The organism is Nocardia sp. NPDC057663 (assembly GCF_042799895.1).
Classification (GTDB): Bacteria; Actinomycetota; Actinomycetes; order Mycobacteriales; family Mycobacteriaceae; genus Nocardia.
Window position 1 is genome coordinate 22,434 of sequence record NZ_JBHVHX010000002.1, and the last position, 26,413, is coordinate 48,846.

Here is a 26,413-nt window from a genome sequence, read left to right on the forward strand (position 1 = left end):
TCACCACACCGGCAACCGCCTGCGGTGCTCAGTGACATCGGTGATCAGATCCCGGTAGCCGTCGGTCAATTCGGCCAGCCGGGACCAGTGCAGATGGATCCGGGCCTCCCACTGCCGCGGTGTCGTCGGCTCGACCGGATCGCCGCCCAGCGCCTGCTGGGCGGCGATCCATTTCGCTGCCATCCGGTCGATCACCGCGCCGAGAGTCTCGGTGTGCAGGGAAGCGCCTTCCCGGTGCGCCACATTGGCGGCGACCCAATCGTCGATGCGGGTGATGAGGGCGGCGCGATCGTGGTCGATGTCGTCGATGAGCCTGCCGCAGGCCGCGACCCGGCTGCTCGGCGCCTCCGGTGCGCGCGCCGCCTCGATCGCCGTGCGCCTGCGGTCGTGGCAGCGGGCGAGCCGGGCCGCCGCGTCGAGCACCCGGTGCCGTAACGGGTCGGGGTCGCTGGGTTCCAGAAAAGCCCGCAACAGCGCCGAGGGCGGCGGGAGTTGCGCGGCATCCACACGATGGCCGGGATCGATCGGCATGGTGCACGCCCCTGAATACGCTGAATTCGTGCATGGATACGCCAGAGCCGGGGAGGATTCGGGGGAGGTGCACTCCCCGGCACCGGCGTAGCCCCGCCCGGGCGTCGACGAATATCCGCGACGCTGCGGTGAGGAAGACGGCCCGGGGAAAATCGGGACACTCTCAGGAAAGCGCGATTCGGCGCGACCGCGCAATAGTATGGTGTACGAATTCCGGGGTCGGCGGAAATTGTTATCGACCGTTACGGCCGGGTCACCACGAGACGTCCGCGGTGTTACTTATCGGCGCATTTCCGGCAATCCGATCGCCTGCGGCTCGCCGCGGACACCGCTACATGCACTAACCTCGACAAATGTGCCCGCCTATGTGTCCTCGCCCGAGCTGACCTTCGGGTTCCTGTTCGCCCTGGAAGACCCGCAGCGAATCGCCGACGTCGTCGGCGACCTCATGGAGCGGCGCGCCGTCTCGGTGTTCCGGATCGCCCGGCTGTCCGACGACGACGGCCCGCCCGAGCGCTACGTGGTGAACTGGGCTGCCATCCCGCAGATCTCGATCACCACCAGCGCGCCCGAGGACTCCGACCTGCAGGCGCAGCGGATCATGCTGGTCAACGCCTTCCTCGGGGAGAGCGGCGAGATCAGCCTGTACTCCGGAAATCCGAACGCGCCGAGCTGAACCCGCCTCAGCGCGCCGACTCGTAGATCCGGCGCACCACGTCCTCGATGCCGGGCTCCTCGATCGACAGGTCACGCACCTGCGCCCGATCCGAGACCGATGCGAGCAGCGCCGCCGCCGTGGTGTGCTCGGCGTCGAACGCGAGTCGCTGGCGCATGCCGCCCGCCTCGCTGGACAGCAGTTGCGCGCCGCACGGCAGATCGTCGAGATCCGGTGTCGGCGCGGCCAGATCCACCACGAGCACCCGGCGGGCGCCGACGGTGGCGCCGAGTCCGGTCAGTGAACCGTCGTACACCAGCCTGCCGTGATCGACGACGAGGACCCGATCGCAGAGCCGCTCGATATCGCCCATGTCGTGGGTGGTGAGCAGCAGCGTCGTCCCGCGTTCGATTCGCTCGGCCCGCAGGAATTCGCGCAGCCGCTGCTTGGACAGCACGTCCAGGCCGATCGTCGGCTCGTCCAGGATCACCAGTTCCGGCGAATGTAATAGCGCGGCAGCCACTTCGGCGCGCATGCGCTGACCGAGCGAGAGCTGGCGCACCGGGGTGTCGAGGGTGTCGGCCATCTCGAGCTGCTCGACCAGCTCGTGCGTGCGCTTGTCGGCGATGTCGGGGTCGAGGCGGTGGATCGCCGCCAGGATCGAAAACGATTCGTGCAGTGGCAGATCCCACCACAGCTGGGAGCGCTGCCCGAACACGACGCCGATCCGCGAGGCCAGTTCCTTGCGCTGGCGTACCGGTTCCAGGCCGCAGGTGCGGACGGTGCCGGTGGTCGGCACCAGGATGCCGGTGAGCATCTTGATCGTCGTCGACTTGCCCGCGCCGTTGGCGCCGATATAGCCGACCGCCGACCCGCGTTCGATCCGGAAACTCATCCGGTCGACGGCGGTGATCGTGTCCCGGTGTCTGCGCCAGCGGCTGCCGTTCTTGCGGTAGACCGTGAACTGCCGGGTGAGGTCGTCGATGTCGATGATCTGTTCCGACCCGCTGTGCTCGTCCATCGTTATCCCCCTCCTCCCTGATAGTGCCTCGTCCCTATCCGCCACGCTGCGAACGCCAGCAACCACACCCACGCCGCCGCGACCGGTGTCAGCCAGGCCGACCACGCGGGCAACAGCGGCGGTCCCGGGAGACCGAGCAGCGCTATCGTCGGCACGTAGGCGGTGAACGCGACGGGAATCGCGAACCCGAACAACAGCTTCAGCGGCGCGGGGAACACCGAGGCAGGCTGCATCGCGGCGAACGAACCGCCGTAGGTGAAGCTGTTGGTGAGCTCGGCACCGTCGATCAGGAAGAACTGTAGTCCGGCTGCGCATACGAAAAGGCCACAGAACAGCGCGATTCCGCTCAGCAGGGTGATCACGATCAAGGTAACCGGGGCGATGCCCCAGTCGATTTCGTTGCGCCACAACCCCACGGCGAGCACGATCACCGCGACGGCCGCTCTGGCGAGCCTGCGTAAGGAGATATCGCTGGTGATCAGCTGGAGTAGCAGCGGTTGCGGGCGCAGATGGTAGGCGTCGAGGGTGCCCATCCGGATCATCTCCGGCAGCGAGTCCAGATGCCCGACCAGCACCTGGGCCAGCGCGAACGAGGTGTTCGACAGCCCGAACAGCAACAGTGCCGCATTGGTGTCCAGACCGCCGAGCGTGCCGACATTGTGGAAGATCACCCACACCTCGGCGAACTCGACCAGTCCGATGAGGAAGGCGCTGAACACCTCGGTGGCGAACGAGAGCCGGTACACCTGCTGTGCTTTCACACGCGAACGCAATACTGCGAGATAGGGGGTGAACCAGGTCCCGGACACGATGCGCGCGGAATCGGGTTCAGCCACCCTGTACCTCCAGCCTGCGTTGTCCTGCTCGCAGCAACACTCTGCCGAGAAGTCCGATCAGCAGGACCCAGAAGCCTTGCGCCGCAACGGTGATCACGGCATCCATCCCGGTTACCCGCCCCGACAGCGTATCGATCGGTGCTTGCAGGATGGAAGGAAACGGGGTAGCCATGGCGGTGGTCCGCAACCAGTCGGGAAACATGTGGACCGGGACGAAAAGGCCTGCGAGGAAGGTGCCGACGATCTGGTACAGCACCCGGATCCCGCGTATCTCCACCACCCAGAACCCGATCAGCGCCACCGCGAACAGGCACAGGAACGACAGCGCCACCGCGAGCAGCACACTGACCAGCCCGAGCAGGTAGGCCACCGGCGTGGTCGGCATCGACAGGCCGAAGGTCGCCGCGCCGATGACGATGCTCGGCACGCCGCGCGGCAGGAAGGTGCAGGCGGCCCTGCCCATGTCGGTGGCCAGGTAGCCGAGCTGGACGTCGACCGGGCGCAGGAAATCGATGGCGACATCACCGGTCTTGATCCGCTCGACCAGGTCGATCGGCGGCCCCATGAACTGCGTCGCGCCGAGCAGTGCCTGCGAGAGCCACACGTAGGCGCCGATGGTTCCCTCGTCGTAGCCGCCGAAATCGCCCGCCGCGCGGACCGCGGCCACCATCACCGCCGCGCGGACGAAACCGAACACACAGTTGGTGAACAGTCCGGCGAACATCGCCAGCTTGTACTGCGCCTGCCGTTTGAACCCGGCCCGCGCCAGCTTCCAGTACACTCCGGCAGCGCTCGGCCTGCGGCGGCGGAACGAGCAGCGGCCCACCGCGATGGCAAGCCGGCCGTCCCCCTCCACATCGCCCCGCACAATCAGTCAACTCTAGGCGGCCCCACCGCGATCCGGACGAAAACGGCTCTATCGCGACTGCTCAGCGCAGCGGCACCCCGACGTCGCTGCCGCCCTCCGGCGTGATCCGCGTATTCACCTTCACCAGGGCGGGCGCGGGGACGAAACCACCGGCGAACAGGGCCTCACCCTGGCGGAACCAGGGTGAGCGGTCGAGCAGGGCCGACGGCGCGTAGCCGAAGTAGGTGCCGAGTTCGGCGAGGTCGACGGGCGAGGTCATCTTCATCAGGGCGAGGTTGTCGCACTGGGAGATGAGGCCGGGGTGCACCTTCGACGGCCGCTGTGTCGAGAGCAGCAGCCAGAGGCCGAATTTGCGGCCCTCGGCGGCGATCTGGATCAACCGCTCGCGCACCGCGACGGCGATCGGCGAATCCAGCCGGGGCGAGGCCAGATTGTGTGCCTCGTCGATGACGAGCAGGACGGGCCGCCGTTCCTCCCGCCGTGCCCACAGGTCGTCGAGCAGGGCCAGCGCGACGACGAGTTGCTGTGCGGCCGTGGAGAATCCACCCAGATCCAGGACGGTGGCATCAGGTCGCTCGTCGACGACCTCGGTCACCGCCCGATCCTGGCGCGCCCACACCTCCCAGTCGAGCAGCCCGAGGTTCTCGATCCGCATGGCGAGGCGCCGCTGCGCCGCGGAGTCCGAGAGTTTCAGTGCGGGCAGGGAGTCGTCGAGTTCGGCGGCGGCGAGCTGGTCGGCGAGATGGATCAGCTCGTTGAACTCCTCCCGGTCGGCGATCGGATCGACCTGCAGGATCGCGGCTTTGGAGGTCAGCGGCAGCGTGGTGAACCTGGCCCGCAGCGGCTGCCCGGAGTGCGGGCGCAGCACCCGGATGTCGCGGGCGCGCAGCGCGTCGGCAGTGGGGCCGCTCGCGTCCGGGGCGGTCTCGCCGAGCCGGACGAAATCGGAATTGGGGTCGAAGATCACCACGGGCAGCGCGGTGTGCGCGATCACCTGTTCGAGCACGACACCGAGCGCGTAGGTCTTGCCGGAACCGCTCTGACCACACCAGAAGGTGTGCCGGTTGAATCGCTTGGGCAGCAGCCGGGCCGGTCCGCCGGGCGGGGTGAGGTTCACCCCGACGTCGAGCAGAGCACCGGTCGTCTCGTGCAGGGTCCGGACCGTCGCGGCGTCGACCATCTCGACCGCGCCGTCGGTGAACGCGTAGCCCGCGCGAACGTCGATGCCGTCGTCGACCAACTCGCCGATCAGACGGCCGCGCAGGCGAGCCGGTGTCGTCTCCGACCGCTCCTCGACGAGGACGAGCTGACGGCGTTCGGCCGCGACGATCACGGCCAGCGAACCGGCGACCAGCGCGCTGCCGGTGGCATCGGAGACTACGAACGAGCGGCCGTCGTCGGACCGCGCCCTGGGCTGGCTATTGGTCGGCACCCACTGATCTTCTCACCTGACCCCGGAATCGAGGCCGGGTAGCTATGCGACAGCTACCGGAATGTCGTCAGTGCTCCGGGAATCCGGTGGCGAACAGGATCGCAATGATCACGGAGCTGACCACGGAAATGGCGAGAATGATCCACATGAGGGGAAGGTTACCCGTACCCGGGTGTGTCGCCGTCATCGCACCGCTGTGCTGGAACGTCGCCGCAGGTCACGGCAGTTTCGGCGGTCAGAGCTGGGGCGGCACCGAACAGTCCGCGAAGTCGGGTTCCTGGAGCTCGCGGACGAGGTCGGGGTGTGCCTCGCGCACCGATCGGGCGATCTCGACGAAGGAGCAGACCAGCGGTGTCTCGTGGTCGGCGCGCCAGCCGACCGCGACCTCGTTCGGCGGGGTGTCGGCCACCGGGACCAACCGGACCCGGGGAAACGGAATCCATCGGGCGCACGCCGCGGTCAAGACGATCCCGACGCCGGTCGCGACCTTGTTCAGTTCCTCGAGCAGGGAGGTCGACCGGCCGACCACGGGCGCGGGCCGCCCGTCCCGATGGTCGGCCAGCTCCCAGTAGGCATTCCAGACCGGGTCCGGGGTGGCGGCGCCGAGCAGTGGTTCGTCGAGCAGTTCGCGCGCCGAGACCTCGGTGCGGTCCGCCAGCCGATGGCTCGACGGCAGCATCACCATCAGCGGTTCGGTGAACAGCGGCTCGAATCGCACGCCGTCGTCGACGAACGGGCGCCGGGCGAACGCCACGTCGACCGAACCGTCGGTCAACCCGACGGCCGGGTCCTCGTAGCTGAAATGCCGCAGCTCCACCGTCACCTCGGGATGACGTTCCCGGAACGCCGACAGGATCGGCTCGGTCAGGGTGAGTGCACCACCTTCCAGCAGTCCGAGTACCAGTCGATCCCGTTCGCCGCGGTGCACCGACCTGGCTCTCTCGATCGCCGTGCTCAGGCCGGTCAATGTCGCCCTGGCGTCCTGCAGGAACACCTCGCCCGCGGCGGTGAGTCGGACCACGCGGGTGGTGCGGGCGAACAGTGCCACGTCCAGCGCCCGCTCCAGCCGTGTGATCTGGGTGCTCAAGCCCTGCTGGGACACGTGCAATCGCTGGGCGGCGCGGGTGAAGTTCAGCTCCTCGGCCACCACGACGAAGTACCGCAACTGGCGGGTGTGCACCTCCATGGCGCGCAGCCTAGTGCGGGTGCGGTGATTGACAACCGAAACCGGTCAATCGGTGAAATTGGACTGTTTCACAGGAACTTTCCGGTGCGTTAGCGTTCGTCCGCATGCAGCTCAGGATCTTCGCCGTCGTCGCCTGCGTGTTCGGGGCGCTCCTCACCCCGCTTCTGCGTGACAGCGCACCCGCGGTGGCCGATCCGGGCGGAATTCACGGCCCGCTCAGCACCAGTGGGCGGTACATCGTGGACGCGAGCGGGAATCGGGTCAAGCTGAAATCCGGGAATTGGCACGGGTCGAGCGGCACCTGGAACGGCAGTGGCGACGACGAATCCGACGCCGACAACTTCGCGCAGGAAACCGGGCACCGGGCGCCGCTCGGGCTGGACCGGGTCCGCATGGACACTCTGATCGCCGACTTCAAGGCATTGGGGCTCAACAGTATTCGGCTGCCGTTCTCCAACGAGATGATCACCGACGCCCGTCCGGTGCGGGGGCTGACCGCCAATCCGCACCTCAACGGGCTGCGCCCACTGGAGGTATTCGATCGCGCGGTCACCGCGCTCACCGACGCCGGGCTCGCCGTCATCCTCAACAACCACACCACCTCCACCCGCTGGTGTTGCGCCGTCGACGGGAACGAGCGCTGGAATTCCGGACAGTCGTGGGACGAGTGGATCGACGACTGGAAGTTCATGGCGGCCCGCTACCGAGGCAACTCCGGCGTCATCGGCGCCGACCTGCGCAACGAGGTGCGGCGCGACACCTGGGACGATCCGAACTGGGGTCTGGGCGACAACCACGATTGGTACGACGCCGCGCAGGAGGCTGGCGATGCCATTGTCGGCGGCGCGAATCCGGATCTGCTCGTGATGATCGAAGGCCTCAACTGGATCGGCATCCCCACCGATCTGACCCCGCACGAACGTCCCATGCTGGAGCCGTTGAACCGGCTGTCGGTGACGCTGAAGCGGTCGCACAAGGTCGTCTACGCGGCCCACTTCTACGGCTACATCGGCCGTCATCACACGGGCGCGACCGGCCTGGGGGAGACCACCGACCCGAGGTTCCGCGATCTGTCGCGCGCCGAGCTGTTCCAGGCCATGAACGAACTCGCCGGGTATGTCGCCACCACGCCGGACCGGCATTTCACCGCGCCGGTGTGGATCAGCGAGTTCGGTATCGGCAAGGACGCCGAGCCGCTGGACCGCGCCTGGTTCGGCGCCCTGGTCGACTTCCTCATCGAGAAGGATCTGGATTTCGCCTACTGGCCGATCGTCGGATTCCACCGCAACGATGCGGGCAATCAGTGGGGTCTGCTGCGCTACGACACCGGCGGCGGTCTGCGCAGCGTCACCGACGCCGACGACTGGCGTGGCGCGCAGGTGCGCAGGTTGCTCGCCGCGGACGGCAAGACCGGGCAGGTCGCGCCCGTCCGGACGTGGTCCATGCTCAACGGGATCCACGAGGACGACAACCGCTCGGTGCGGGCCGCCGCCGACTGGGACAGCGGTGCGCACAAACTCGTCTGCCCCGACGATCAGCGTTTGATCGGCATCAGCTCCCGCGGCCAGGGTGGGCTGTGCACCGACGCCGTCGAGGGCGAGCTCTGGCAGCCGGGCACCACGGCGGTCAAGGTCGACTCGGAGCGGGTCAGCACCGACTGGGCCGGTGGATTCACCAAATACCAGTGCCGCGACGGGCAGTTCATGATCGGCTACAGCCTGCGCGGCGACAAGATGTCGGCCATCCTCTGCGCACCCGCCCGCCTGCCACTGGCAGGCGTGGGCCGCACCCTCTGGGACGACCGCGGCGACAGCCGGCCCGCCTCCGGCGAAGGCGGTGACTACGCGCACGGGTACTACAAGGCCCAGTGCGCGGCGACCGAATACGCCGCGGGCATCGCTTTCTCCTGGGCCAACGCCCGCGGCGCCCATCCGGACGCGCTGTATTGCCGCGCGCTGCGCTGAGCACCTCGCAGCCCTGGTTCGCCGGGGGCATTGGCACCGCCGCGTCGTGGGCGGACACTAGAGGAATGGTTGACAGGGAGCAGCGCACGCCCTTCTACGGGGTGGTGATGATTATCGCGGCGCTCGGTGCGTCGATGGCGGTCAGTTACTACGGGCCGACTTGGTTCCGCGTCACGGTCTACATCCTCACGGCGATCATTGTCGTGGTCGGCGGCGTCATGACGTTCCGGGACTACTCGCACTGACGTTGCGAATACGCAGGCACGTCGCCCCGGCAAACCAGGGGCGACGTGCACCGATGCGTCGGTTCGGAGCCAGCAGACGAGCTCGCCCTCCTCGGCCGCCATTGCGAGCGCGGCCCGGTGCCGACGGGCTCGATCAGCCGATCGGTGGTGCGAGATATTCCAGCGCGTAACCATCGCCAGAAGGGGTTACGCGGGCAATGCCGGGTGAGTCGAGGTGGGCGCCCGCTACGAAGTGGTCCGGTTGAGTCAGCTGTTCGAGCAGGGCCGCCCGCGCGGCGCGGGCCTGGGACTGGTTGCCGTCGAACTCCCAGGACACGTTCGGCTGATCGAATTGGAGCGTGGGAACGTGAACGGTGTCGCCCCAGACGAGAAGGTGGCCGGTGCCGCTCCTGACGTCGTAGACGGTGTGACCGGGTGTGTGGCCCGGTGTCGGGATCGCGGTGACCCAGTCATTGATCGCGACCTTCTCCGACACGGGTACGACCCGGTCGCGGATCGGCTCGAGCCGCCCCGTGAACACCGAGGTGTCGCCCGCGCCGATCCACACGCGCTCGAGTTTGGTGAACGCCTCTGAACCGTCCGGCGCGATCAGGCCGCTCACGTGGTCTTCATGGTTGTGGGTGATGGCCACGTCGGTGACATGCGCGCGGTCGATTCCCGCTTCGTCGAGTGCGTCGTAGATCAATCCCATGGTGGGGTCGTGCCAGACGTTGGACGCGCCGGTGTCGATGAGAACCGACCGCGTGCCGTCGGTGACGAAGAAGGCGTTGACCGACAGCCGCAAGTTGTCGCCGGCCAATGGCACGGCGGTCGGCAGCGTGGGGAGCGGGCGCCCGTCCTCGTCGCGGAGTCGTGTCGGTGGCATATCGATGTACCCGTCTCGCAACGAGATCACCTGCAGACCGCCGAATTCGAACGTCGCATGGTGCCGGCCACTCGAGATCAAACGCATGGAACCTCCATCGTGTTGGGCGCGTATCGCACCTCTCTGATAGAAGACTAAATCTTCTTTAGGAGAAAGTCTACACTGCAGCGAGGTATCCATCGATCGAGGAGCACGGTGGTCGAGCAAGACGGAAACGTGGCCGAACCACAGCACCGTGATGACCTGGCAGGCGCGTTCGGCCGTAACGTACGGCGACGCCGCGAGGAGGCGGGCCTGACGCTGGAGCAGCTGTCCACGCAGTCGTCGGTCAGCCGGGCGATGCTGTCCAAGGTCGAACGCGGTGAGAAGAGCCCGACGATCGGCGTCGCGTCCAGGATCGCCCACGCGCTCGACGCGTCGCTCTCGGACCTGATCGGTGGAGCAGCTGCTGCCGCGTCCGGTGTGGCCGTTGTCCTGCGCAAGAACGATCGCCCCGTTTTCCGTGACCCGGAAACCGGCTTCGAACGGCACATGGTGTCGGCGGCCCCGGGCGCAGGAGGCGGCGAGATGGTTGTCCACTACCTCCCCGCACAGGTCTCTACCGGGCTGCTGCCCGCGTATCCGCCGGGTACGGAGAAGCAACTCGTGGTGCTCGAAGGCACCCTCACCGTCGCGATCGGCGGGGTCATCGAGATCCTGAATACAGGCGACTCCCTGTTCTTCCAGGCCGACGCGGACCACGGCTTCGCCAACCGAACGGACGCTCCCTGCGAATACATCATGGTCATCTCGCGCAGAACCTGAACGGCCGCAGCTTGCGGGCCCGGACAAAGCTGACCTCTGACCTGCGGTTTTTGTTCTTGTTGTGGCGCATGCACATCGCTGACCACACCTGACCTGCGTAAACGCAGGTCAGGACTCCCAATCGCAGCAGTGCCGCATCCCGGCAATCACGAAGTGGTCCGGTTCCAACGCGCCGACGCGCGCGATCACGGGATGCTTCCGTGTCATCCGGATACAGGCGACGAACGCCTCCATCAAATGAGTGTTGCATTCGTTGTGGTCGCCGATCATCAGGCCGGTGAGCCGCGGACGGCCTTTTGCACACCTTTGCGCAGGTGTGGGATGGTGGTGGGTGAAAGGACGGACGTGACTGCGACGACGCATTCGACCACCGTCGGCCTCGGGCCGCGTGCGCTGGCCAACCGACGACGCATCGTCGCTGTGGCCGGGGACGAGTTGCTGCGAAATCCCCTGGCGAGTATGGAAGACATCGCTGTTGCCGCGGGGATGGTCCGCCGCACCCTCTACGGTCATTTCCCCACCAGGGAAGCGCTGATCGACGGCATGCTCGACGAGGCCTTCGAGCATGTCGGTCGCGCACTCGACGGTATCGACACCGCGCAACCGCCCGCCCGGGCGACCGCGGATATGGCGGTCGCGCTGTGGGCTGTCGGCGACGAGTTCCAGCTGCTGCTGCGCCTGGACGAAGCCGGGTCTCGGGCCCGGATGGCCGACCGGCTCGCGCCCGTCCGCGCCCGGCTGATCACGTTGATAGCGGCTGGTCAAGCCGACGGAACCTTCGCTGGTCACCTTCCGCCCACAGCGTTGGCCGGAGTACTCACGGCGCTGGTGCTCGAGCTGCTGAATGCGCACAGCGATGGTGAATGGGTCGCCGCCGAAGCCGCGCGCGACGCTGCCCTGGCTTGCCTGATCGCGGTCGGCGTCGACCGTTCGGGTGCCGCGGAGATCGCCCGGTCCGCCGCGGAGGCCGCGCAGCACTGATCGCAGGTGCGCTCGTCGGGCGATCGCTCATCGAAACATGCTGTCCCCGAATGGATCCAAGGTGTGCTCTCCGGCACGAACCCTGGGCGGCTGTGAGTCCCTTCACGAGTTCTTGCACATTGGTGTGCAATGGACGTAGTTTCACAGCTACGTGCAATTGCACGAAGGTGTGAAAACGTCGAAGGAGCGGGATATGACCAGCCAGGTGGCAACCGTGCGCATGGCGTACGCGACCAAGACCTCCACCGGGGGTGCCCCCGTCGATGTGTCCTCGTGGATGCTGCGCGGTGTGGGCGCGATCCGCGTCCTGTACGGGCTCGTCCCGTTCGCCACGCTGATCCTGGGGACCGATGTCGGCACCGGAATGGCCGTCCCTGTCTTCGTCGTGGTCGGCCTGGTGTCCGTCCTGCTCGGCTTGGCCACCGTTGCGCTGACTCCACGGCTACTGGGCCGCGACGACGCTGTCCTGGCCGCCGTTGGCGTCGACGCGATCCTCGTGCTCCTCGGCGTGGCCGCGCTCATGGTGGGCTGGGATCAGTTCACGGTCGCCGCCGCCGCGGTCGTCCTCGGCGGGGTGGTGATCGGGGCGTTGTCCGCGGCGGTCGTCGCGATCGTCACGGCGGTGCGCGAAGCCTGATCCGCGGACACGGTGCGAACTGCCCGAACGGCGCCCCGGAATTCCGGAGGCGCCGTTCGTGATTGGATGCGGTGCGGGTGATGCGATCGCTGAAGGTGCCGACGACCACCCGCCGTGTTCCTCGAACGCCTCCACCGGTGCGGGGATCTCAGGGCGGAGTGGTTCCTTGCCAGTGCAGGGTTTCGAGGGCGACGGTGATGTGAACGCTGGATCGTCCGAGCGGCGGGTAGGGGTTGCGGGCGCGAGTGAGCCTGCGGAGCAAGGTATTTCGTTGGATGTAGGGCCGATCGAGCTGGCTGGTCGAGCCATCGCCTTCGCGTACCGGCAACCACAGCACGTCACCATCCGCGAGATCGTTCTCGCCGCCACCGTCAGGAACCTTGAAGGCCCATCCGCAGGCCGACGATATCGGTATTCGCGGCATGGCAGGGCATCGGTGATGCCAGGAGGCGTAGAGCACTGCGGGATCACCAGCTCGGCGGGCTGCTGTCTCGACGGCGAATGCGGTGGCTGTGACGTGACGGACGGCACCGACGACTTGTTTGTTCGAGATGCCGATCCCATTGCCCAGGTTGTAGATTCGGTGCTCGCCTGGCGGATGGCATCGAGCGCTAGCAGATGTGCATGTGCTAGGTCGGTTGCGTCACCAGCTACGTGGGCAGCTGCCCGCCGGCAGCCCGACGAACCCGCTCTGCTCGAAGACCTGCCACGTCTGGCGCTACATCTCACCCGCGCCCCCGACGTCCTGCAACGAGACCTGTACGAGGCATTCGGGATCAAGATCGTCTACGACCACACCAGGTCTTCGGTCCTGGCCACCACGGCCGTCTCGCAACCACCGCGAGACCCACGCCAGTCAGATCGTGTGCGGTGAGTACCGGCACCGGTTGCGTGGGGAGGCTGAGCTTGGCACCGAGATCGATCACGAGAAGTCGGTGAGCTGCGTGGGTGATCACGCTGAGGCGCTCGAATGAGGTTTGACGGCCGGGGATGGCGGGCGTGTTCGATTCCAGCCGGTGCTCGATGCGAGGTCGATGGTGTCGGGGATGGTGGTTGCGGGGAAACCAATGCGGTCGACGACAGGCCGCACGAGGCCGGGAACGCGTGCGACCAGTGCATTCCTGCGGGGGCTGCGGACTTGGCGTGCCGTTGTGAACGCTCGCGCACCCGGCCATCCGGTTGCGCGCCGCCACCGCGCGGCCATGGAATTGCGCGACGGAGTCCAGACCGAGGGCCAGATGAACACCGACAGCACGGACACCATTCTGGCCATGCCGGTGGATCTGCGCTTCGACTACGCGGCCGTCCACATCGACGGACCGGCGGCAGCCGAGGTCGACCTGCGCGTCAACTTCACCGTCAAGGAACCGGTGAACGAAGACTGGACCATGTGGGTGCGGCACGGCGTCCTGAACGCGCGCCGCAGACACGTCGACGGCGCGGAACTGCGCCTCGCCGGCCTCGGTCAATGCACGGTCGGTGCAGGGGGACCGGATCAGAAGGTTCCGGGGTAGAGGACGGGGGTCCGGTCATCCCCGGCTCCTGCAATAGGCGGCCGGGAGTGCGACTATCAGTCGATGCCGGCCTTGCGGCGCGCCCATTCCTCGAACGATCGGATACCGGCGATCTGTTCGGCGAGTCAGCCACGCTGCGGGTAGTGGGCTGGAAGTAGTTCAACCTGCGCGTTTGCGGCGAAAAGGCTGAACGAAGTCACGGTTCCCATAGGGATCGAACCTGCAACGCTAAAACTAGCCCTCCACCTGCGGAAACGCAGGTGGAGGGTTGCGCCCCCGGCAGGAATCGAACCTGCGACCTAGGGATTAGAAGTTCCTCAGGCTTTAACGCTGTGCTGAGCTGGGGAAATGCTGCACACGGTGGAGCGAATGCGCAAAGTTTCTAGGTGAACGATTCTGCGCTGTGGCCGGGTCGTCGGCGCCAGTTTTCGAGGGACAGGCACGCGCCTACCCTTGGACGATACCGTGACGTGCATGACTGACGATCTGGTCACATGGGCTGAGATGCTCGCCCGCGAACAGCTTCACGAGCTGCCTCGCCGACTGGCACACGTTGAAGGTGTCGCCCGACAGGCCGAGCGGGTCGCCGACGCGGTGGACGATCCGGAGCTGCTCGTCGCAGCTGCCTGGCTGCACGACGTCGGATACAGCCCCCGAATTGCTGTTACCGGGTTTCATCCGGTCGACGGCGCGGAGTTCCTCAAGGAGCAGGGCGCGCCCCACCGATTGTGCGCGCTCGTCGCAAATCACTCCGGCGCGCACGTAGAGGCACGATACCGCTCGATCGGGCTGGAGTGGCCCGACGAACGCAGCACGCTGCGAGACGCGCTGTGGTGGGCGGATATGACCACAACGCCGACGGGCGGCACCACTGATGTTCGTCGGCGCCTGGCCGAGGTTCGGGAGCGGTATGGGCCTGACCATGTCGTCACGCAGACCGTGACGGCGGCAGAGCCGGAGTTGGTGGAAGTGGTGGCGCGTATCGAGTCGCTGCGCCAGGCGAAGATTAGGAGTCGGTAGCCGTTCGCTGCATACGCCGAATGCGGCGCAGGCACAATGGGATCCATGACAGCCTTCGCGCTTTCGCCTGACCGCCGTGACCAGCTGGCAGAGCTTCTTGACGATGAGGCTCGCTTCAACCTGGAGTTCCCAGGCCTCGCCGACTACCTGGCGACGGCGCCTGGATTGCCGGGGACAGGCAATGCCGAACAGGACCACGTATTCGATCTGCGGATGCTCCACTTCATGACTGGCGGCGCGAGTGCGAATCCGTACTGGGACATCGTCGAGCCGCTCATTACCGCTGGGCCGGACAGTCGCGGCGGTCGGCGGGAAGTCAACGGCGGGAGCGACCGCGGTTCGGGCAGGCTCGCCTATGCGCAGATGGCCCTTCAGGCCGCGTACGCGTATGCGATCCCCTCGCCGGGCACCTTGGACTGGATCGCGCAGGTGTGCGACGGCCGCGCATTGACCGAGGTCGGAGCCGGTCGCGGCTACTGGGCGCATCAGCTGAGCGGGCGCGGATTGGTGGTGAGCGCCTATGACTCCGCGCCGCCGGATTCGGTCGAGAACAGTTCGTTCCCGTCGTCGCCGGGACAGCCATCGGTTTGGCACCCGGTGGCGGGTCTGGATGCACTCGAACAGGCGCGTCAGTCTGGCGAGTACGGCCGGAGCGTCCTGTTCCTGTGCTGGCCGCCCGGGTGGGGCGATCCGATGTCGACGCAGGTTCTCGCCGAATATGTCGAGGCCGGGGGCGACCGACTGGTCTACATCGGTGAGCCGAAGGGCGGAAAGACAGGGGCCGATGAGTTCTTCGATGCGCTGGCAGCAGGCTGGACCCTTCAGAGCTCAGACCATTCGTTCGTCTCCTGGTGGAATCTCTCCGACGTCGCGCAGTGCTGGGTTCGTCGGACATAGGTGACATCGCCGACCATAGATGGGCATGGTCCTGCGGTTATGTCAGAGGTACATTATCTCTGTATACGGAGGATCGGGCCTCCGTGTCGGATCGCGAGAGGGGCGATTGGTGGCCGAGCCGAAGTACGTGGCGATTGCAAACAAGTATGCAAGTGAGATCCGGAGAGGGGTGTTGCCGCCGAATGTGTGGCTGCCGAGCTACCCGGAGATCGCTCGCGAGCACGGAGTGTCAGAGATCGTCGTCCGGAAGGCGATCGAGCAGCTGAATCGGATGGGTCTGGCGCAGACCGTAATCCGGCGCGGTACGAGGGTTCTAGGCGAGGCGACTCGGACGCGGATCTCGCCCGAACGGCAGATGGAGAGCCCGGAAACCACCTACGAGAACGAGGCGATGGACGCGGCAGCAGTTTCTATCGAGCGCGATGTTGCTGACGCTGTGGCCGACGAGGAATTGGCCGGCGAGTTCGGCATCGGTCCGGGGGAGATCCTGACGCATGTTGTGACGCGAGCGGCGGAAGGCGGGCACCCGATTTCTGTGTCTGATACGTACCACCTTCCAGGCGGGGATGACCCTGACGCGGCATTCCTGGAGGAGGTTCTGACGGAAAAGGTTCCGCCGAACTCCCATGCGGCATGGTTGCAGACGTCCGATGGGCAATCCGTCATGACGGTGCGCCAGCGGTATCTCGATGATGCTGACCAAGTCCTGATGGTCTCGGACGTGTCGTACGCACCTGGGAGATACCGGAACTACTCCTTCAGGATGGCGCTGACGCGCGAGTGAAGTAGTCAATAGAACAGCCTGTCAAGAGCCCTGATCAGTCTTCTGATCAGGGCTTTTTGCTGTCTTCATCGCTGTCTGTATACGGAACACTTGTCCGCATACAGAACTCTGGATACAGTACTCTGTATACATATAACGCAAGCGACGAAGGAGCTGCATATGAGTACAGGTCAAGGCACGACATCGGGACAGGGGCTGATCAGCCTTCGCGCCGCCGCGCAGCTGGCCGGGGGAGTTCATCCGACGACCGTCCGGCGGTGGGTCACAGCAGGTCGGCTGAAGGGGTTCCAGGTCGGTCCCCGTCTGATCAAGGTCGACCGTGCGCAGGTCCTCGCGTTGATCCAGCCTCTGGGCGATGGCGGTGCGGAATGAGCACGCCAGTCGAACGCACGCTTCAGGCGCGGATCGCTGCGCATGAGTCATGGGCGCGAACCCCGGACCGTGCCGCACGCACCGCTAAGGCTCGAAATGCAATGCAGAGCAAGTTCGACCAGTTGGTTGATCCGGACGGTCTGCTCACCCCTGAGGAACGCGCCTACCGCGCAGACCAGGCACGCAAGGCGCACTACACGCGGCTCGCGTTGAAGTCCGCTCAGTCTCGTCGCCGCCGCTCGCGCCGCGCGAAGGGCGGTGAGCGCTGATGCGCGGCCGGACGGTCATGACGGCCGTGGCGCTGCTGTCAGTCGGTTACATGGCGCTGGTCGCGCCGGGTGCCCTCGGGTTTGTCCTGATGGTGGTTGGCGCGGTGTGGCTGTGGCGCGCGTCGAAGCGGGTGGGGGTGCGGCGATGAGCACCGAGAACGGCAATGAGCAGTTCGGCGACGCCGCGGAGGTGGTGGCCGAGATCGACAGCCTGATCCGTGATCAGGCTGAGCTGCGCCAGCGTGCGAAGCAGTTGCACGCCAAGCTGGTCGACCTGCGGATGAACGGTGACCAGTTCTTCAACGGGTGGGACAGCGAAGCCGAAGCGTTCGTGCACAGCGGAGTGCGGATCGAGTGGGCCGGGCGCAACCTCGGTACTTGGATCAAGTGGTCCCTGCAAAACGAGGCCAGTCTCGATTTGGCCCGGGATTGCGCTGCTCAGGTTCGCAATGCGCCGCGACAAGCCCAGGAAACGGCTGCTGGCGAGTCGAGTAACGCGGTCGCGGAGGCGATTGCACGCGCCGCCGAGCGAGCGGGTGTCGAGCGATGAACGGGCGAGAGGGTGCCGTTTCGCGGTACCGCCGTGCCGACGATCGCGACCAGGTCGGCCGCAGTGCTCTGCGTTCGATGGGCGGTCCGGAGTTCACCAGCGTCAGCACGGTTTTCGCGCCGCTGAGCTACCTGCCTGCCGGTCTGCGGTTGATCGCGCTGGTGGTGCTGGTGTTCGTCGGGATGGTCGGGTGCTCGGTCGCCTGGATCGATCAGCAGTCCTACGTCGAGTCGCCGAACATCTGCGCTCCGTCGCAGGTCGAGCGCACCGATTGCGTGCACGTCGAGCGTGCGCCGCGTGAGCAGGTGGCTCGATGAGTGAAGGGATTCCCACCTACGAGTGGCGGACCGCGCCCGCACATTTGCGGACGCGTCGCCAGCTGGCTGCCGAGGGTTTGCGCCCGAACGGCCAGGACATCGCGGGCCGGATCGTCCGGTCGCGCGGCAGTCGCAAGGAACCGCTGGTGGCGCACCTTTTCGACGTCGAGAAGGCCGCGCCGAAGCGTCAGCCGAGCGAAGCCCAGCGGCAGGCGCTGGCGAAGGCGACGCGCGAGCGCCAGCTCCGCGCAGCGGAACGCCGGGGGATCGATCGTGCCGAGTTAGACGGACCGGCAGGAGATCCGGGGCCCGCGTGGTCCGCGCCGAACAGCGCGCTGGCCAGCTACTCCGGCAACGCCGTGGCCGACGCACTTGCCCGCAATACCGATCGAGAAGGGATGGACCGATGACTATCCGGTTCTCACCGCGGGACATGGTCAGTTTGACAATCCTCGCCGAGATGTACGGCGCCCCGATAGACGTCGTCGCCGAGGTGCTGGGCGTAAGCATCAACCGCGCTTACCGCATCACCGCCAGGTGGGAGGAAGGCGGGATGATCAGTGGCCGGCGGATGCGCCCGGTTCCTGGACCGTCCTGGATCTGGCCTACCAAGCCAGCTGCGGAGGTCTTGCTGGGACGGCCGGTCCGCTACTGGGTACCGACGCCGAAAATGGCTGCTCACACGAAGGCCGCACTTCAGTTGCGGCTGGCACTGACCGGGATGGACTTGGACCGGTGGATCTCGGAACGGGCCTTGCGGGCCGAGGTCGGTATGACCCAGGCAGGAAAGCCTCGCCCGCACATCCATGACGGCCGCTACTACACCGAGACCGGCGAGCTGTGGGCTATCGAGGTCGAGCTGACGGCGAAAAACATTGTTACCGCACGTACTTCAGTGTTCCAGGCGTGGAAGGTCGCCCAGACCGCCGAATGCGTCGGGGTCGCCTACTACTGCCGCGGCGAAGCGGCGAAGAACGTCATCCGGACGGTAACCGGCGCCCTGGACCTCTCGGACGGGCCGCGGATGCGGCTGTTCGACCTCGACGAGTTCCTGGCCAAGCAGAAGGTCCAGCCGTCCTCTCCCGACCTGCGACCCGGGCTCCGGGTGATCGCGGGCGGAGCCGCTGATCACGAAACACCCCAGGTCACAGACCGAACCGAGAACGGAAAGGCAGTGTCGCAATGAGCTGCACACCAGTGATTACCCCGGCCGACTGCGCACCGTACGCGCCGACACCGGTGCTGTCGGCCACGCCGACCCCGGCCGAGACGCCGGAACTGCCCGTCGGCCCGCAGATGCCGCCGATCGGCCTGGACAAGGACCCGCTGGGCTGGCTGCCGGACTTCGCGTCCTGGTCGCTGGAGGGCGTCGCCGACGGCGCGCTGTTGCTGGCGGCGTGCGTGGTGGCGATCCTGGTCATGACCGTCATGATCCTGGTCCCGGCGACCGCGCTGGGCTGGAAGCCGACCCGGCTGCGGAACTGGCTGATCGGCAGCCTGATCGCGATGCCGGGCGCCACCGCGCTGTGGGCATGGGACGTGCTGGCGCCGGGCACCATGGCGACCGAGGCGTCGCGGCAGTTCATGGACGGCCAGTACACCGCTGGTCTGCTCGGCATGGCCGTGGTGCTGGTGCCGATGGCGTGGATGACCGCGACCATCGTCCACGCCAACCGCCGCGTGCAGCTGGCCACTGTCGGTCTCAAGTCGCCAGCGCGTACCGAGCGGGCGTTGTGGGCCCAGGCCCAGCGCGAGCAGCGGGCCGCGGCTCGCCTGTCGCGCCGCCGGTTGCCGTTCACGTCCGGATGGTGGAGCCCGCAGCTGGTCATCGGCCGCTTGTCGACCGAGGCCGACCAGGCGCCGCCGACGAGCAGGTTCCGAATGCTGTTCGGGCGCAACGAGACCCGGCTGATTTTGCCGTGGATCAACGTCGCCGAGCACATGACCACTGTGGCCTCCAGCGGCTCAGGTAAGACGACGCTGATGCTGCGTGTGCTCGTGTCCTGGTTCGTCACGACCTGGACCCGGCACCGGCAGTGGTGGCGTGCCGACCGGCCCGGTCGTCCGCTGGTGATCATCGTCGACTGCAACGGCGGCCCGGAATCGCGCAAGGTCGCAGCCCGGATGAAGACATGGTTCACCGCGCTCGGTGTCCGTCCGGAGCGGTTCGGCCGGTTCCCCGATGACGTGTCGTTGGCGATGTGGCCGAAGGCGGACTTCGACACCCTCGACGACGAAGCCCAGCAGGCCATCGTCGATGACCTGCGGTCGATCCTGTCGGCGATGGTCTCCGGCGGTTCCACGCCCACGACCGACACCGAGAAGTACTTCCACGAGATCCGCGAGACCCTGATCCACCTGATCGTGGACGCCCCGGCGCGGGTCGAGCCGGTCGGCGGTATCCAGACCCCGATCGGGCACAACCCGCCCCGGTCCTGGAGCGAGTTCCTGTCCCGGTTCGACCCCGCGACGCTGGCGAAGCTGTGGGGTGGCGATCCCGACGTGCGTCCGTGGCCGGGCGTGATGGGCATCGACAAGGAGATCAGCTCGACGATCGATGGCAAGCAGCCGGTCCTCAACAGCGCCCGCGCCGAGTTCGCGAACCTGTACCGCTCGCTCGGTTCGTCGTTCGACGGCGACAAGGCCCTGACCGACTTCGACGTGATCTACATCGTGCTCGAGGGCGTGAAGACCCCCGACCGTGCCCGCAGCCAGTTCGGTGCGCTGGGAACGATGTTCGAGCAGCTGGCCGACAAGCAGCACGGGCGCACCTCGCTGATGGTGGTCGACGAGTTCTCGGCGGTCTCCGACGGCAAGACCCGCGCGGTGAAATGGGTCGAGCGCCTGCGCAAGGCGGGCATCGGCTCGTGGTGGATCGCGCAGTCCTGGCAAGGACTGGGCCACGACGACGACAACCGCACCGCCCTGGTTGCCGCCGCCTCCGGTGGCTCGCTGCTGGGCCGCTCCACCGACCCCGAGGTGCTGTCGAAGATCTACGGCACCCGGCCCAAGTTCGAGCTCAGCCGCAAGTTGATCGGCGGCAACGCCACCGGCGACGAAGGCAACGTGCAGAGCAGCGACCAGTTCCTGGTTCCGCCGAACCGCCTGCGCGCCATGCAAAAGGGCGATGTCGTCCAGGTCGCTGGCGGCCGCGCCCGCTGGGGCCGGGTGTCCCCACTCGACGACGCCGAACTCAAGCGGATTCGCCCGCTGCCGGGCATCGCAACCTTCACCGCCCTTGCCGAGCCCGAAGACGCCGACGCGCTGGCGCCGGTGATCGACATGTCCAAGCGCCGCGGCGCTTGAGATTTCCAGCAGGACAAGGAGTTACGACCATGGCAATCCCAAACCATCTACCCGAACCCCACGACGACGGCGAGGAGCTGGGCGGACGCAGCGCCGCTGCGAAGGCCCACGAGCAGGCGGTGCTCGACAGCCTGGCCGCCGACATGGAAGGCACCACCGCCCAGAAGCTGGCCGCCCAGCTCGTGCCGGTCGTCCAGGACGGCGGCAGCTTCGGCCGCACCGTCCAACCGCACGTCAACCGGGCCACCAAGGTCCAGGACTGGGCCCAGATCTGGGGCCCGGCCGTGGCCGGTACCGCGGTCGCCGGGACGGCGGTGGCGGTGCTGCCACTGCCCGGCCCGCTGGCGCTGTACGTGCTGGCCGTCGGCGCTTTCGGCTGGTGGCACTGCGCCGGACGTCCCGGTGTCGTCGAGTCGGTCCAGATGTTCGTCTACGCCATCACCGACGCGGGCGGCTGGATCCGCCGCCACGTCGAGGCCCTGTCTGTCCGGCGTGCCCGCTACGAGGGCCGCCGCACCTCCAACCCCATCAAGAAGGAGAAGTAACCATGTCCAACAACACCATCCAGATCGCCGCGATCAGTCTGACCGCCAGCATTGCCGGGGTCATCGCGTTGGTCGCCGCCGCCGATTCCGGCGTCGATGTCCGGGTCGAGCAGTGGGTTCGCCGGATGTGGATGTCTGCAGACGAGCGCGCCGAGTTCGACGCGCTCGAGGAACAGATCGAGCAGCGCCGACAGGCTCGTGAGGCGTTTCTCGACGCCCGCACGGCCGAGGCCCGCGCGAAATTCCGTACCGAGCTGGTGTCCACCGTGACCGGCCGCTACGTCCACGAGCTGGCCGAGTTCACCGTGGCCGAGCTGGTCGAGGAGATCGCCGCGGTCAAGCAGTGGCTGAACACCGAACGCAAGTCGATGTCCTACAGCGACACCCCGCAAGCCACCGAGCACCGGGCCGCGATCGATGCCCGCGACGGGCAGCTGGCCGCGCTGACCGCCGAGTTCGACTTCCGCAACGACTGGCCGCGCCGCAAAGACCTCGGACACCTGGACGGGCAGCGTCTGCGCGCTGCGTCGGACATGGTCCGTGACGGCAGCGAGTGGCCGTCGACCGTGAACCCCTTCGCCTGATCCCCGTTTCACCTACTCACACAAGGAGATTCGATGTTCACCTTCACCGACAACAACTCCGGCCACAGCGGCGGTCCGGCCGCTGAGGACGAGATCGTCCGCGACACCGGCCGGGCGATGGGCCAGATCCTGGCCGCCGCGCGGGCCTTCATCCTCTCCCGCGCCAACCGGGGTAGCAAGAAGGGCCTGCCGAAGCTCTCGCGTCAGGAACGCAAGGATCTGGCTGAGGCGATCCGCGTGCAGGTCGGCGAGCAGAAGATCGCTGCGGCTTGGTACACCAAGCGCGTCAACGACTACCACGCCGAGGTCGTCGCGGCCGGATTGCGCCGTCAGCAGCCGGGATTCACCGAGCAGGACGCGGCGCTGGACCGGGAGCGGTTGGCCGGGATCCGGTACTCGATTGAGTCGACCCTGCACGAGCAGCAGTCGCTGCCGCTGGAACGACGCGGACAGGTCGCACTCGCGCTGAGCGAGGCCGACCGCAACCCGTCTCAGCCTTACGGCGCGATCTTCAAGACGATGGACGCTCGGCAGGCTCGTGTCGCCCGTCAGGTCGCGGTCCTGTCCGAGGGTTGGGTCGCCGAGCGGCGTGAGCACAACGCGCGGCTGGTCGCCGAGCAGCGGGAGCAGGCCGCCAAGCTGGCCGAGGCCCGCCGCGAGCTGCGTCCGCCGCGAGGCTATGACGAGCTCGACCAGCGCCAGCGCAACGCGGTGCAGCGGCTGCGCAGCGCGCACCTGGGCGTGGACCGGGCCGGTCGGGCACTGGATCCCGAAGTGGCGGAGACCGCGCGCGAAGCTACCGAGCGGGCCGCGTTGTCGGCCGGTCTGACCCGCCGCGAGATCGCCCACGAGATCGACTACATGGCCGAGCACACCAGCTACACCGCGACCTACGGCATGCCCGGCGGCGGCCAGGTGACCAATCACTACCCGGTCCGCGAGGAAGCACTGTCCGAGACCGTGCGGGAGATGAGCTGGGATGCCCGCCTGCCCAGGGACGCGTCGGTGTTCGTCGAGGTCGAGGCTCGCGCTGACGGGCTCGCCGCCAGCGATGTGGAGCGTCGCAGTGTGATGGCCCCGCGTCATGAGGCGGTCAACACGGTCGCGCGCTGGTCGCGTGAACCCGAGACCGAGTACGCCATCGCCGAGCCGCACGAGGTCGCGGTGGCCCGTATCGAGCCCGGCACCGGCAAGGTGCTGGCCAGCGAGATGTCCACGGTCGGCAGCGAGACCGCCGCGCTGGACTACGCACACGACAGCGTGAACAGCGCGTCGTCGGACACCGCGCGGATGCGGGTCGAGATCACCGACCCGCAGCAGCCGGGGCACCCCCGCTACGAGTCCTACGGACTGCCCAAGACACTGACCGCGAATCTGGCCGATCAGAGGGTCCTGACCCGCGAGCGGCTGCTCGACAAGGCCGAGTTCGACCGGATGAGCCTGGCCCAGGAGCACGCGAGCCTGCGCCAGCGCCACAGCCTGTCGATCGAGCACAACGCGAACCTGACCGACCACAACGCCGATCTGACGCGGCAGCTGGCCACGATGATCGCCGAGCGCGACCAGGCCCTCGCCGAAGCGAAGACGATGCGCGGTGAGCGTGATGAGGCGGTGTCCAAGCTCGTAGAGACCACCCGTCCCTCCGAGCGGTACGGCAGCGCAGAGCGTCAGGCCGCCGCGTCACGGGGGAACAAGCAGATGGACGAGATCGTCGGCCTGATCGCGCGAGCGGGCGCACTGGACGGTGCGCTGGCGCGGATCGGTGTTTCCGAGGAGACCCGTGGCCGGGTGAAGCAGGCAGTGATCGAGCACGACCGCCGCGTCGATGCCGGTCAGGCCGCCCCGGTCGTCGTCAAGCAGGAGCGCGCGGAACAGGCGGAGAGGTCGCCGGCGACCGAGCACGAGTCCGCGGTGCCGGAGTTCAGCAGTGTCGACGCGACCAGCGGGGTGGCGTCCGGCTCGGGCAACGCGTTGGCCGATGCCCTGGAGCGCCAGGCCGAACGCGAAGGCATGGACCGGTGAGCGCGCCGACCGGAACCGACGATCTCGACGACCCGTTCATCGCCCGCTACGCCGAGCGGGTGTCCGACGAGGTCGAGGTGCTGTGGCGGGCGGACTTCGCCCGCATGGTCGACATGCGCGAGCGCGCTTTCGACGGGGACACCTCGCTGTTCGTGCAGGCCGACGAGATCGAGGCGTACTGGCTGTCCGACCCGCAGGTCGACCCGCAGTGGTCGCACCTGAACGAGATCCACGCCGCCTGGATCCACGCACCCGAGGCGATGCGCCGGGCCCACGAAGTGACCATGCCGGGCGGATTGCAGCCGCCCGGCATGGACCAGCCGCTGTGGTCCTCCCACATGCAGGCACGCGAGATGACCGGCCACGGCTACTGGCCCGGCTTCGAACCCACCCAATCCCTGAGCAGCCACGAAAGGCACGAACCGATGACGAACACTACCCCCGCCCACGTCCTGGACTCCGAGACCGAGAGCGACATCGAGCGCCAGATGCGCACCGACTACGAGCTGGCCGCCAAGTGCCACAGCCGCGATCCAGAGGAGTACGACCCGGCCGACTCGATCGACGCGCACGAGTACGCGTCGCCGTGGATGAACCACCAGGACCACCGCTACATGCACGAGTGGAACAACATCAGCGAGGCCGAGGAACTGTGGCTGGCCGATCCCGACGCCGCCGCCGCGCAGCTGGCCGATGCGAACACCGCGCCGTTGCAGCGGCGCCACCTCGAGCACGGTCGCGATCTCTCTCGCGGGATCTACGCCCGCGACGTCGAACCGGTCTCCTACGTGACCGGCACCGACAGCAGCGACTCGGGCCCTTACGTCCCGCCGGTGCCGAACGCGTGGAATCTGGCCGAGAACCAGCTACCGAGCTTCGATGCCGCCCGCAACAATCCGGCACGCCCGGTGCCGGAGTTCGGCGGTGTGGCCGAGCGGACCAGCCTGCTGGCCGCATCCTCCGGTAATGCCCTGGCCGATGCCCTGGAGCGCCAGGCCGAGCGCGAAGGCGCGGAGCGGTGATCCCGGCAGCGGTCGAGCAGACCATGCCCGCGGTCGCGGCCGAGCACGACCAGGCGAGCGAGCTGGCGCCGGTGATCCCGCTGCGGCCGACGCGTGCGGAATCTGCCTCCACCGCCGCCACGGTGACCGATCCGGCGACCCGGATCGCGGAGCTGGAGGCCCTGGTCGCAGACCTGCAAGACCGTAACCGTGAGCTTGCCAGCGACCTGGATAACGCCCTGGATCAGCTCGCCGGGCACGCCCTGCATTCCGAGCAGGAACGCCTTGTCTCCTTCGACACGTGGAGCCCGTGGCCCGCGTCTACCCGAGAGGGGTACGACCGATGAACACCCGTACAGCCGCTGTACAGGCCGTCAAGCGCCCGTCTACCCGAGGCATCGACTGGGCGGAATTCACCGCCCTGGCGATGACCATCGTGATCGCGCTCGGCGCGTTCGCATGGTCGTTCGCGGCGCTGTCCGATCTGGCCGTGATGGCTGGAATCACCCCGCGTCTAGCGTGGGTCGGCCCTGTCTTCGTCGACGGAGCCATTGTCCAGTCGGCCGTCGCGCTGGTTTCGCTACAGCGCCGGGCCCGCCAGAACATCGAGATCCCGACCGGGACAAAGGTGTTCTTCTGGACCCAGCTGTTCACGGCCGAGCTGATCTCGGTAGTCGGAAATGGCCTGCACGCTGCGGAATCGGGCGGCCGATTGCTGCCCGCCACCGTCGCGGCAGCAGTGGCCGGTGCGGCTCCGCTGGCCGGTCTGGCCGCCACTCACGGCCTGACCGCACTGATCGAGGTCCCGCGGGCACCGGAACCGCCGAAAGCAGCCACCGGGCTCAGCCTGACACGACTGGACAGCGACTCGACACCGCTGGACACGCAGTGGACACCACTGGACACCAGCCGAACAGCACTGGACAGCGGGTCGACACCAGCTGTCGAGGTAGTGGACGCCGAGCCCGTGCCGGACCCGGTCGTCGAGCGTGACTCCGAGATCCTGCGCCGCCGCGCGGCCGGTGAATCCACCCGCGCGATCGGCGCCGCGGTCGGCCTGTCGCACTCCCGTGTTGCTCAGATCATCGCCGCCGCCGAGACCGGCGATGACGGCGGGGAGGTACTGAGCCTGGTTCGCTGACCGATTGCCACGTGGGGCAGGCGCCCGTGTCTGCCCCGCTTTCCTCCACTCGCTTCACACCAAACA

At 67.3% G+C, this 26,413-nt stretch carries 32 protein-coding genes; 24 read left to right on the top strand and 8 right to left on the bottom strand.

All coding sequences use genetic code 11. The features are described from left to right. A complete protein-coding gene (locus ACFVAV_RS04795) occupies nucleotides 1–531 on the bottom strand; it encodes a DUF4254 domain-containing protein (RefSeq protein WP_379030078.1) in 531 nt (176 codons plus the stop codon). Nucleotides 532–886: 355 nt separating this feature from the next. Between ACFVAV_RS04795 and ACFVAV_RS04800 the strand changes: the two genes are divergently transcribed. Beyond that, on the top strand, nucleotides 887–1,207 hold the full coding sequence (locus ACFVAV_RS04800) for a hypothetical protein (protein WP_379030081.1): 321 nt from the start codon (nucleotides 887–889) through the stop codon (nucleotides 1,205–1,207). 7 nt (nucleotides 1,208–1,214) lie between these two features. Here the strand turns inward: ACFVAV_RS04800 and ACFVAV_RS04805 are convergent, their stop codons facing one another. The 5 genes from ACFVAV_RS04805 to ACFVAV_RS04825 all read right to left on the bottom strand — a co-directional run bounded on the left by ACFVAV_RS04805 (nucleotide 1,215) and on the right by ACFVAV_RS04825 (nucleotide 6,529). Continuing rightward, entirely contained in the window at nucleotides 1,215–2,207 is a 993-nt protein-coding gene (locus tag ACFVAV_RS04805; protein WP_379030084.1) for an ATP-binding cassette domain-containing protein, read from the bottom strand. Nucleotides 2,208–2,209: 2 nt separating this feature from the next. Further along, the gene (locus tag ACFVAV_RS04810; protein WP_379030087.1) at nucleotides 2,210–3,043 is read right to left on the bottom strand and encodes an ABC transporter permease; all 834 of its coding nucleotides are present in this window, start codon (nucleotides 3,041–3,043) and stop codon (nucleotides 2,210–2,212) included. Then, nucleotides 3,036–3,911: an ABC transporter permease gene (locus ACFVAV_RS04815; protein ID WP_379030090.1), complete on the bottom strand. Its 876-nt coding sequence runs from the start codon at nucleotides 3,909–3,911 to the stop codon at nucleotides 3,036–3,038. The genes ACFVAV_RS04810 and ACFVAV_RS04815 overlap by 8 nt, the downstream gene beginning before the upstream one ends. A 61-nt stretch (nucleotides 3,912–3,972) precedes the next feature. After that, nucleotides 3,973–5,343 carry an ATP-binding protein gene (locus tag ACFVAV_RS04820; protein ID WP_379030092.1) on the bottom strand — a complete coding sequence of 457 codons (1,371 nt, stop codon included), beginning with the start codon at nucleotides 5,341–5,343 and terminating at the stop codon, nucleotides 3,973–3,975. A 235-nt stretch (nucleotides 5,344–5,578) separates the two neighbouring features. Then, nucleotides 5,579–6,529, bottom strand: a complete 951-nt coding sequence (locus tag ACFVAV_RS04825; protein ID WP_379030095.1) for a LysR substrate-binding domain-containing protein — start codon at nucleotides 6,527–6,529, stop codon at nucleotides 5,579–5,581. 104 nt (nucleotides 6,530–6,633) lie between these two features. Between ACFVAV_RS04825 and ACFVAV_RS04830 the strand changes: the two genes are divergently transcribed. Together ACFVAV_RS04830 and ACFVAV_RS04835 are read left to right on the top strand one after the other, a co-directional pair. Further along, nucleotides 6,634–8,493, top strand: coding sequence for a glycoside hydrolase family 5 protein (locus ACFVAV_RS04830; RefSeq protein ID WP_379030098.1), 1,860 nt, complete (start codon nucleotides 6,634–6,636; stop codon nucleotides 8,491–8,493). 65 nt (nucleotides 8,494–8,558) lie between these two features. Next, complete coding sequence (locus ACFVAV_RS04835) at nucleotides 8,559–8,738, top strand: hypothetical protein (protein WP_379030101.1); 180 nt, start codon at nucleotides 8,559–8,561, stop codon at nucleotides 8,736–8,738. 133 nt (nucleotides 8,739–8,871) lie between these two features. Here the strand turns inward: ACFVAV_RS04835 and ACFVAV_RS04840 are convergent, their stop codons facing one another. Further along, nucleotides 8,872–9,783: an MBL fold metallo-hydrolase gene (locus tag ACFVAV_RS04840; protein ID WP_379030104.1), complete on the bottom strand. Its 912-nt coding sequence runs from the start codon at nucleotides 9,781–9,783 to the stop codon at nucleotides 8,872–8,874. 15 nt (nucleotides 9,784–9,798) lie between these two features. Between ACFVAV_RS04840 and ACFVAV_RS04845 the strand changes: the two genes are divergently transcribed. Then, nucleotides 9,799–10,407: a helix-turn-helix domain-containing protein gene (locus ACFVAV_RS04845; protein WP_379030107.1), complete on the top strand. Its 609-nt coding sequence runs from the start codon at nucleotides 9,799–9,801 to the stop codon at nucleotides 10,405–10,407. A gap of 108 nt (nucleotides 10,408–10,515) precedes the next feature. Here ACFVAV_RS04845 and ACFVAV_RS04850 read toward each other — a convergent pair whose 3' ends face one another. After that, nucleotides 10,516–10,641 carry a hypothetical protein gene (locus ACFVAV_RS04850; RefSeq protein ID WP_379030110.1) on the bottom strand — a complete coding sequence of 42 codons (126 nt, stop codon included), beginning with the start codon at nucleotides 10,639–10,641 and terminating at the stop codon, nucleotides 10,516–10,518. A 111-nt stretch (nucleotides 10,642–10,752) separates the two neighbouring features. Between ACFVAV_RS04850 and ACFVAV_RS04855 the strand changes: the two genes are divergently transcribed. From ACFVAV_RS04855 to ACFVAV_RS04950, 20 genes are all read left to right on the top strand, one after another. Further along, nucleotides 10,753–11,388 (top strand): TetR/AcrR family transcriptional regulator, encoded by a 636-nt coding sequence (locus ACFVAV_RS04855; RefSeq protein WP_379030113.1) that lies wholly within the window; start codon nucleotides 10,753–10,755, stop codon nucleotides 11,386–11,388. A 193-nt stretch (nucleotides 11,389–11,581) separates the two neighbouring features. Beyond that, entirely contained in the window at nucleotides 11,582–12,025 is a 444-nt protein-coding gene (locus ACFVAV_RS04860; protein ID WP_379030116.1) for a hypothetical protein, read from the top strand. A 1,151-nt stretch (nucleotides 12,026–13,176) separates the two neighbouring features. Beyond that, nucleotides 13,177–13,539, top strand: a complete 363-nt coding sequence (locus tag ACFVAV_RS04865) for an alkyl sulfatase C-terminal domain-containing protein (protein WP_379030119.1) — start codon at nucleotides 13,177–13,179, stop codon at nucleotides 13,537–13,539. A gap of 474 nt (nucleotides 13,540–14,013) precedes the next feature. After that, nucleotides 14,014–14,559, top strand: a complete 546-nt coding sequence (locus ACFVAV_RS04870) for an HD domain-containing protein (RefSeq protein ID WP_379030122.1) — start codon at nucleotides 14,014–14,016, stop codon at nucleotides 14,557–14,559. Between the two features lie 45 nt (nucleotides 14,560–14,604). Continuing rightward, nucleotides 14,605–15,456, top strand: a complete 852-nt coding sequence (locus ACFVAV_RS04875) for a hypothetical protein (RefSeq protein WP_379030125.1) — start codon at nucleotides 14,605–14,607, stop codon at nucleotides 15,454–15,456. Nucleotides 15,457–15,565: 109 nt separating this feature from the next. Beyond that, nucleotides 15,566–16,240 (top strand): GntR family transcriptional regulator, encoded by a 675-nt coding sequence (locus ACFVAV_RS04880; protein ID WP_379030127.1) that lies wholly within the window; start codon nucleotides 15,566–15,568, stop codon nucleotides 16,238–16,240. Between the two features lie 159 nt (nucleotides 16,241–16,399). Continuing rightward, complete coding sequence (locus tag ACFVAV_RS04885) at nucleotides 16,400–16,612, top strand: DNA-binding protein (protein ID WP_379030130.1); 213 nt, start codon at nucleotides 16,400–16,402, stop codon at nucleotides 16,610–16,612. Between the two features lie 101 nt (nucleotides 16,613–16,713). Further along, nucleotides 16,714–16,881, top strand: a complete 168-nt coding sequence (locus tag ACFVAV_RS04890) for a hypothetical protein (RefSeq protein WP_379030133.1) — start codon at nucleotides 16,714–16,716, stop codon at nucleotides 16,879–16,881. Continuing rightward, entirely contained in the window at nucleotides 16,881–17,030 is a 150-nt protein-coding gene (locus ACFVAV_RS04895) for a hypothetical protein (protein ID WP_379030135.1), read from the top strand. Before ACFVAV_RS04890 ends, ACFVAV_RS04895 begins: the two co-directional genes overlap by 1 nt. After that, nucleotides 17,027–17,431, top strand: coding sequence for a hypothetical protein (locus tag ACFVAV_RS04900; protein WP_379030138.1), 405 nt, complete (start codon nucleotides 17,027–17,029; stop codon nucleotides 17,429–17,431). The genes ACFVAV_RS04895 and ACFVAV_RS04900 overlap by 4 nt, the downstream gene beginning before the upstream one ends. Beyond that, nucleotides 17,428–17,748, top strand: a complete 321-nt coding sequence (locus ACFVAV_RS04905; RefSeq protein WP_379030141.1) for a hypothetical protein — start codon at nucleotides 17,428–17,430, stop codon at nucleotides 17,746–17,748. The genes ACFVAV_RS04900 and ACFVAV_RS04905 overlap by 4 nt, the downstream gene beginning before the upstream one ends. Next, nucleotides 17,745–18,158 (top strand): RRQRL motif-containing zinc-binding protein, encoded by a 414-nt coding sequence (locus ACFVAV_RS04910; RefSeq protein WP_379030144.1) that lies wholly within the window; start codon nucleotides 17,745–17,747, stop codon nucleotides 18,156–18,158. The genes ACFVAV_RS04905 and ACFVAV_RS04910 overlap by 4 nt, the downstream gene beginning before the upstream one ends. After that, on the top strand, nucleotides 18,155–18,934 hold the full coding sequence (locus tag ACFVAV_RS04915) for a hypothetical protein (RefSeq protein WP_379030147.1): 780 nt from the start codon (nucleotides 18,155–18,157) through the stop codon (nucleotides 18,932–18,934). The genes ACFVAV_RS04910 and ACFVAV_RS04915 overlap by 4 nt, the downstream gene beginning before the upstream one ends. Further along, a complete protein-coding gene (locus ACFVAV_RS04920; RefSeq protein WP_379030150.1) occupies nucleotides 18,931–21,054 on the top strand; it encodes a hypothetical protein in 2,124 nt (707 codons plus the stop codon). Before ACFVAV_RS04915 ends, ACFVAV_RS04920 begins: the two co-directional genes overlap by 4 nt. A 29-nt stretch (nucleotides 21,055–21,083) precedes the next feature. Then, nucleotides 21,084–21,599 carry a hypothetical protein gene (locus tag ACFVAV_RS04925; protein WP_379030153.1) on the top strand — a complete coding sequence of 172 codons (516 nt, stop codon included), beginning with the start codon at nucleotides 21,084–21,086 and terminating at the stop codon, nucleotides 21,597–21,599. A gap of 2 nt (nucleotides 21,600–21,601) precedes the next feature. Beyond that, the gene (locus tag ACFVAV_RS04930) at nucleotides 21,602–22,183 is read left to right on the top strand and encodes a hypothetical protein (RefSeq protein WP_379030156.1); all 582 of its coding nucleotides are present in this window, start codon (nucleotides 21,602–21,604) and stop codon (nucleotides 22,181–22,183) included. A gap of 33 nt (nucleotides 22,184–22,216) precedes the next feature. Beyond that, the gene (locus tag ACFVAV_RS04935; RefSeq protein WP_379030159.1) at nucleotides 22,217–24,205 is read left to right on the top strand and encodes a hypothetical protein; all 1,989 of its coding nucleotides are present in this window, start codon (nucleotides 22,217–22,219) and stop codon (nucleotides 24,203–24,205) included. After that, a complete protein-coding gene (locus ACFVAV_RS04940; RefSeq protein WP_379030162.1) occupies nucleotides 24,202–25,227 on the top strand; it encodes a hypothetical protein in 1,026 nt (341 codons plus the stop codon). The genes ACFVAV_RS04935 and ACFVAV_RS04940 overlap by 4 nt, the downstream gene beginning before the upstream one ends. Beyond that, nucleotides 25,224–25,553, top strand: a complete 330-nt coding sequence (locus ACFVAV_RS04945) for a hypothetical protein (protein WP_379030165.1) — start codon at nucleotides 25,224–25,226, stop codon at nucleotides 25,551–25,553. The genes ACFVAV_RS04940 and ACFVAV_RS04945 overlap by 4 nt, the downstream gene beginning before the upstream one ends. After that, on the top strand, nucleotides 25,550–26,347 hold the full coding sequence (locus ACFVAV_RS04950) for a DUF2637 domain-containing protein (protein ID WP_379030167.1): 798 nt from the start codon (nucleotides 25,550–25,552) through the stop codon (nucleotides 26,345–26,347). Before ACFVAV_RS04945 ends, ACFVAV_RS04950 begins: the two co-directional genes overlap by 4 nt. Nucleotides 26,348–26,413 lie beyond the last annotated feature (66 nt).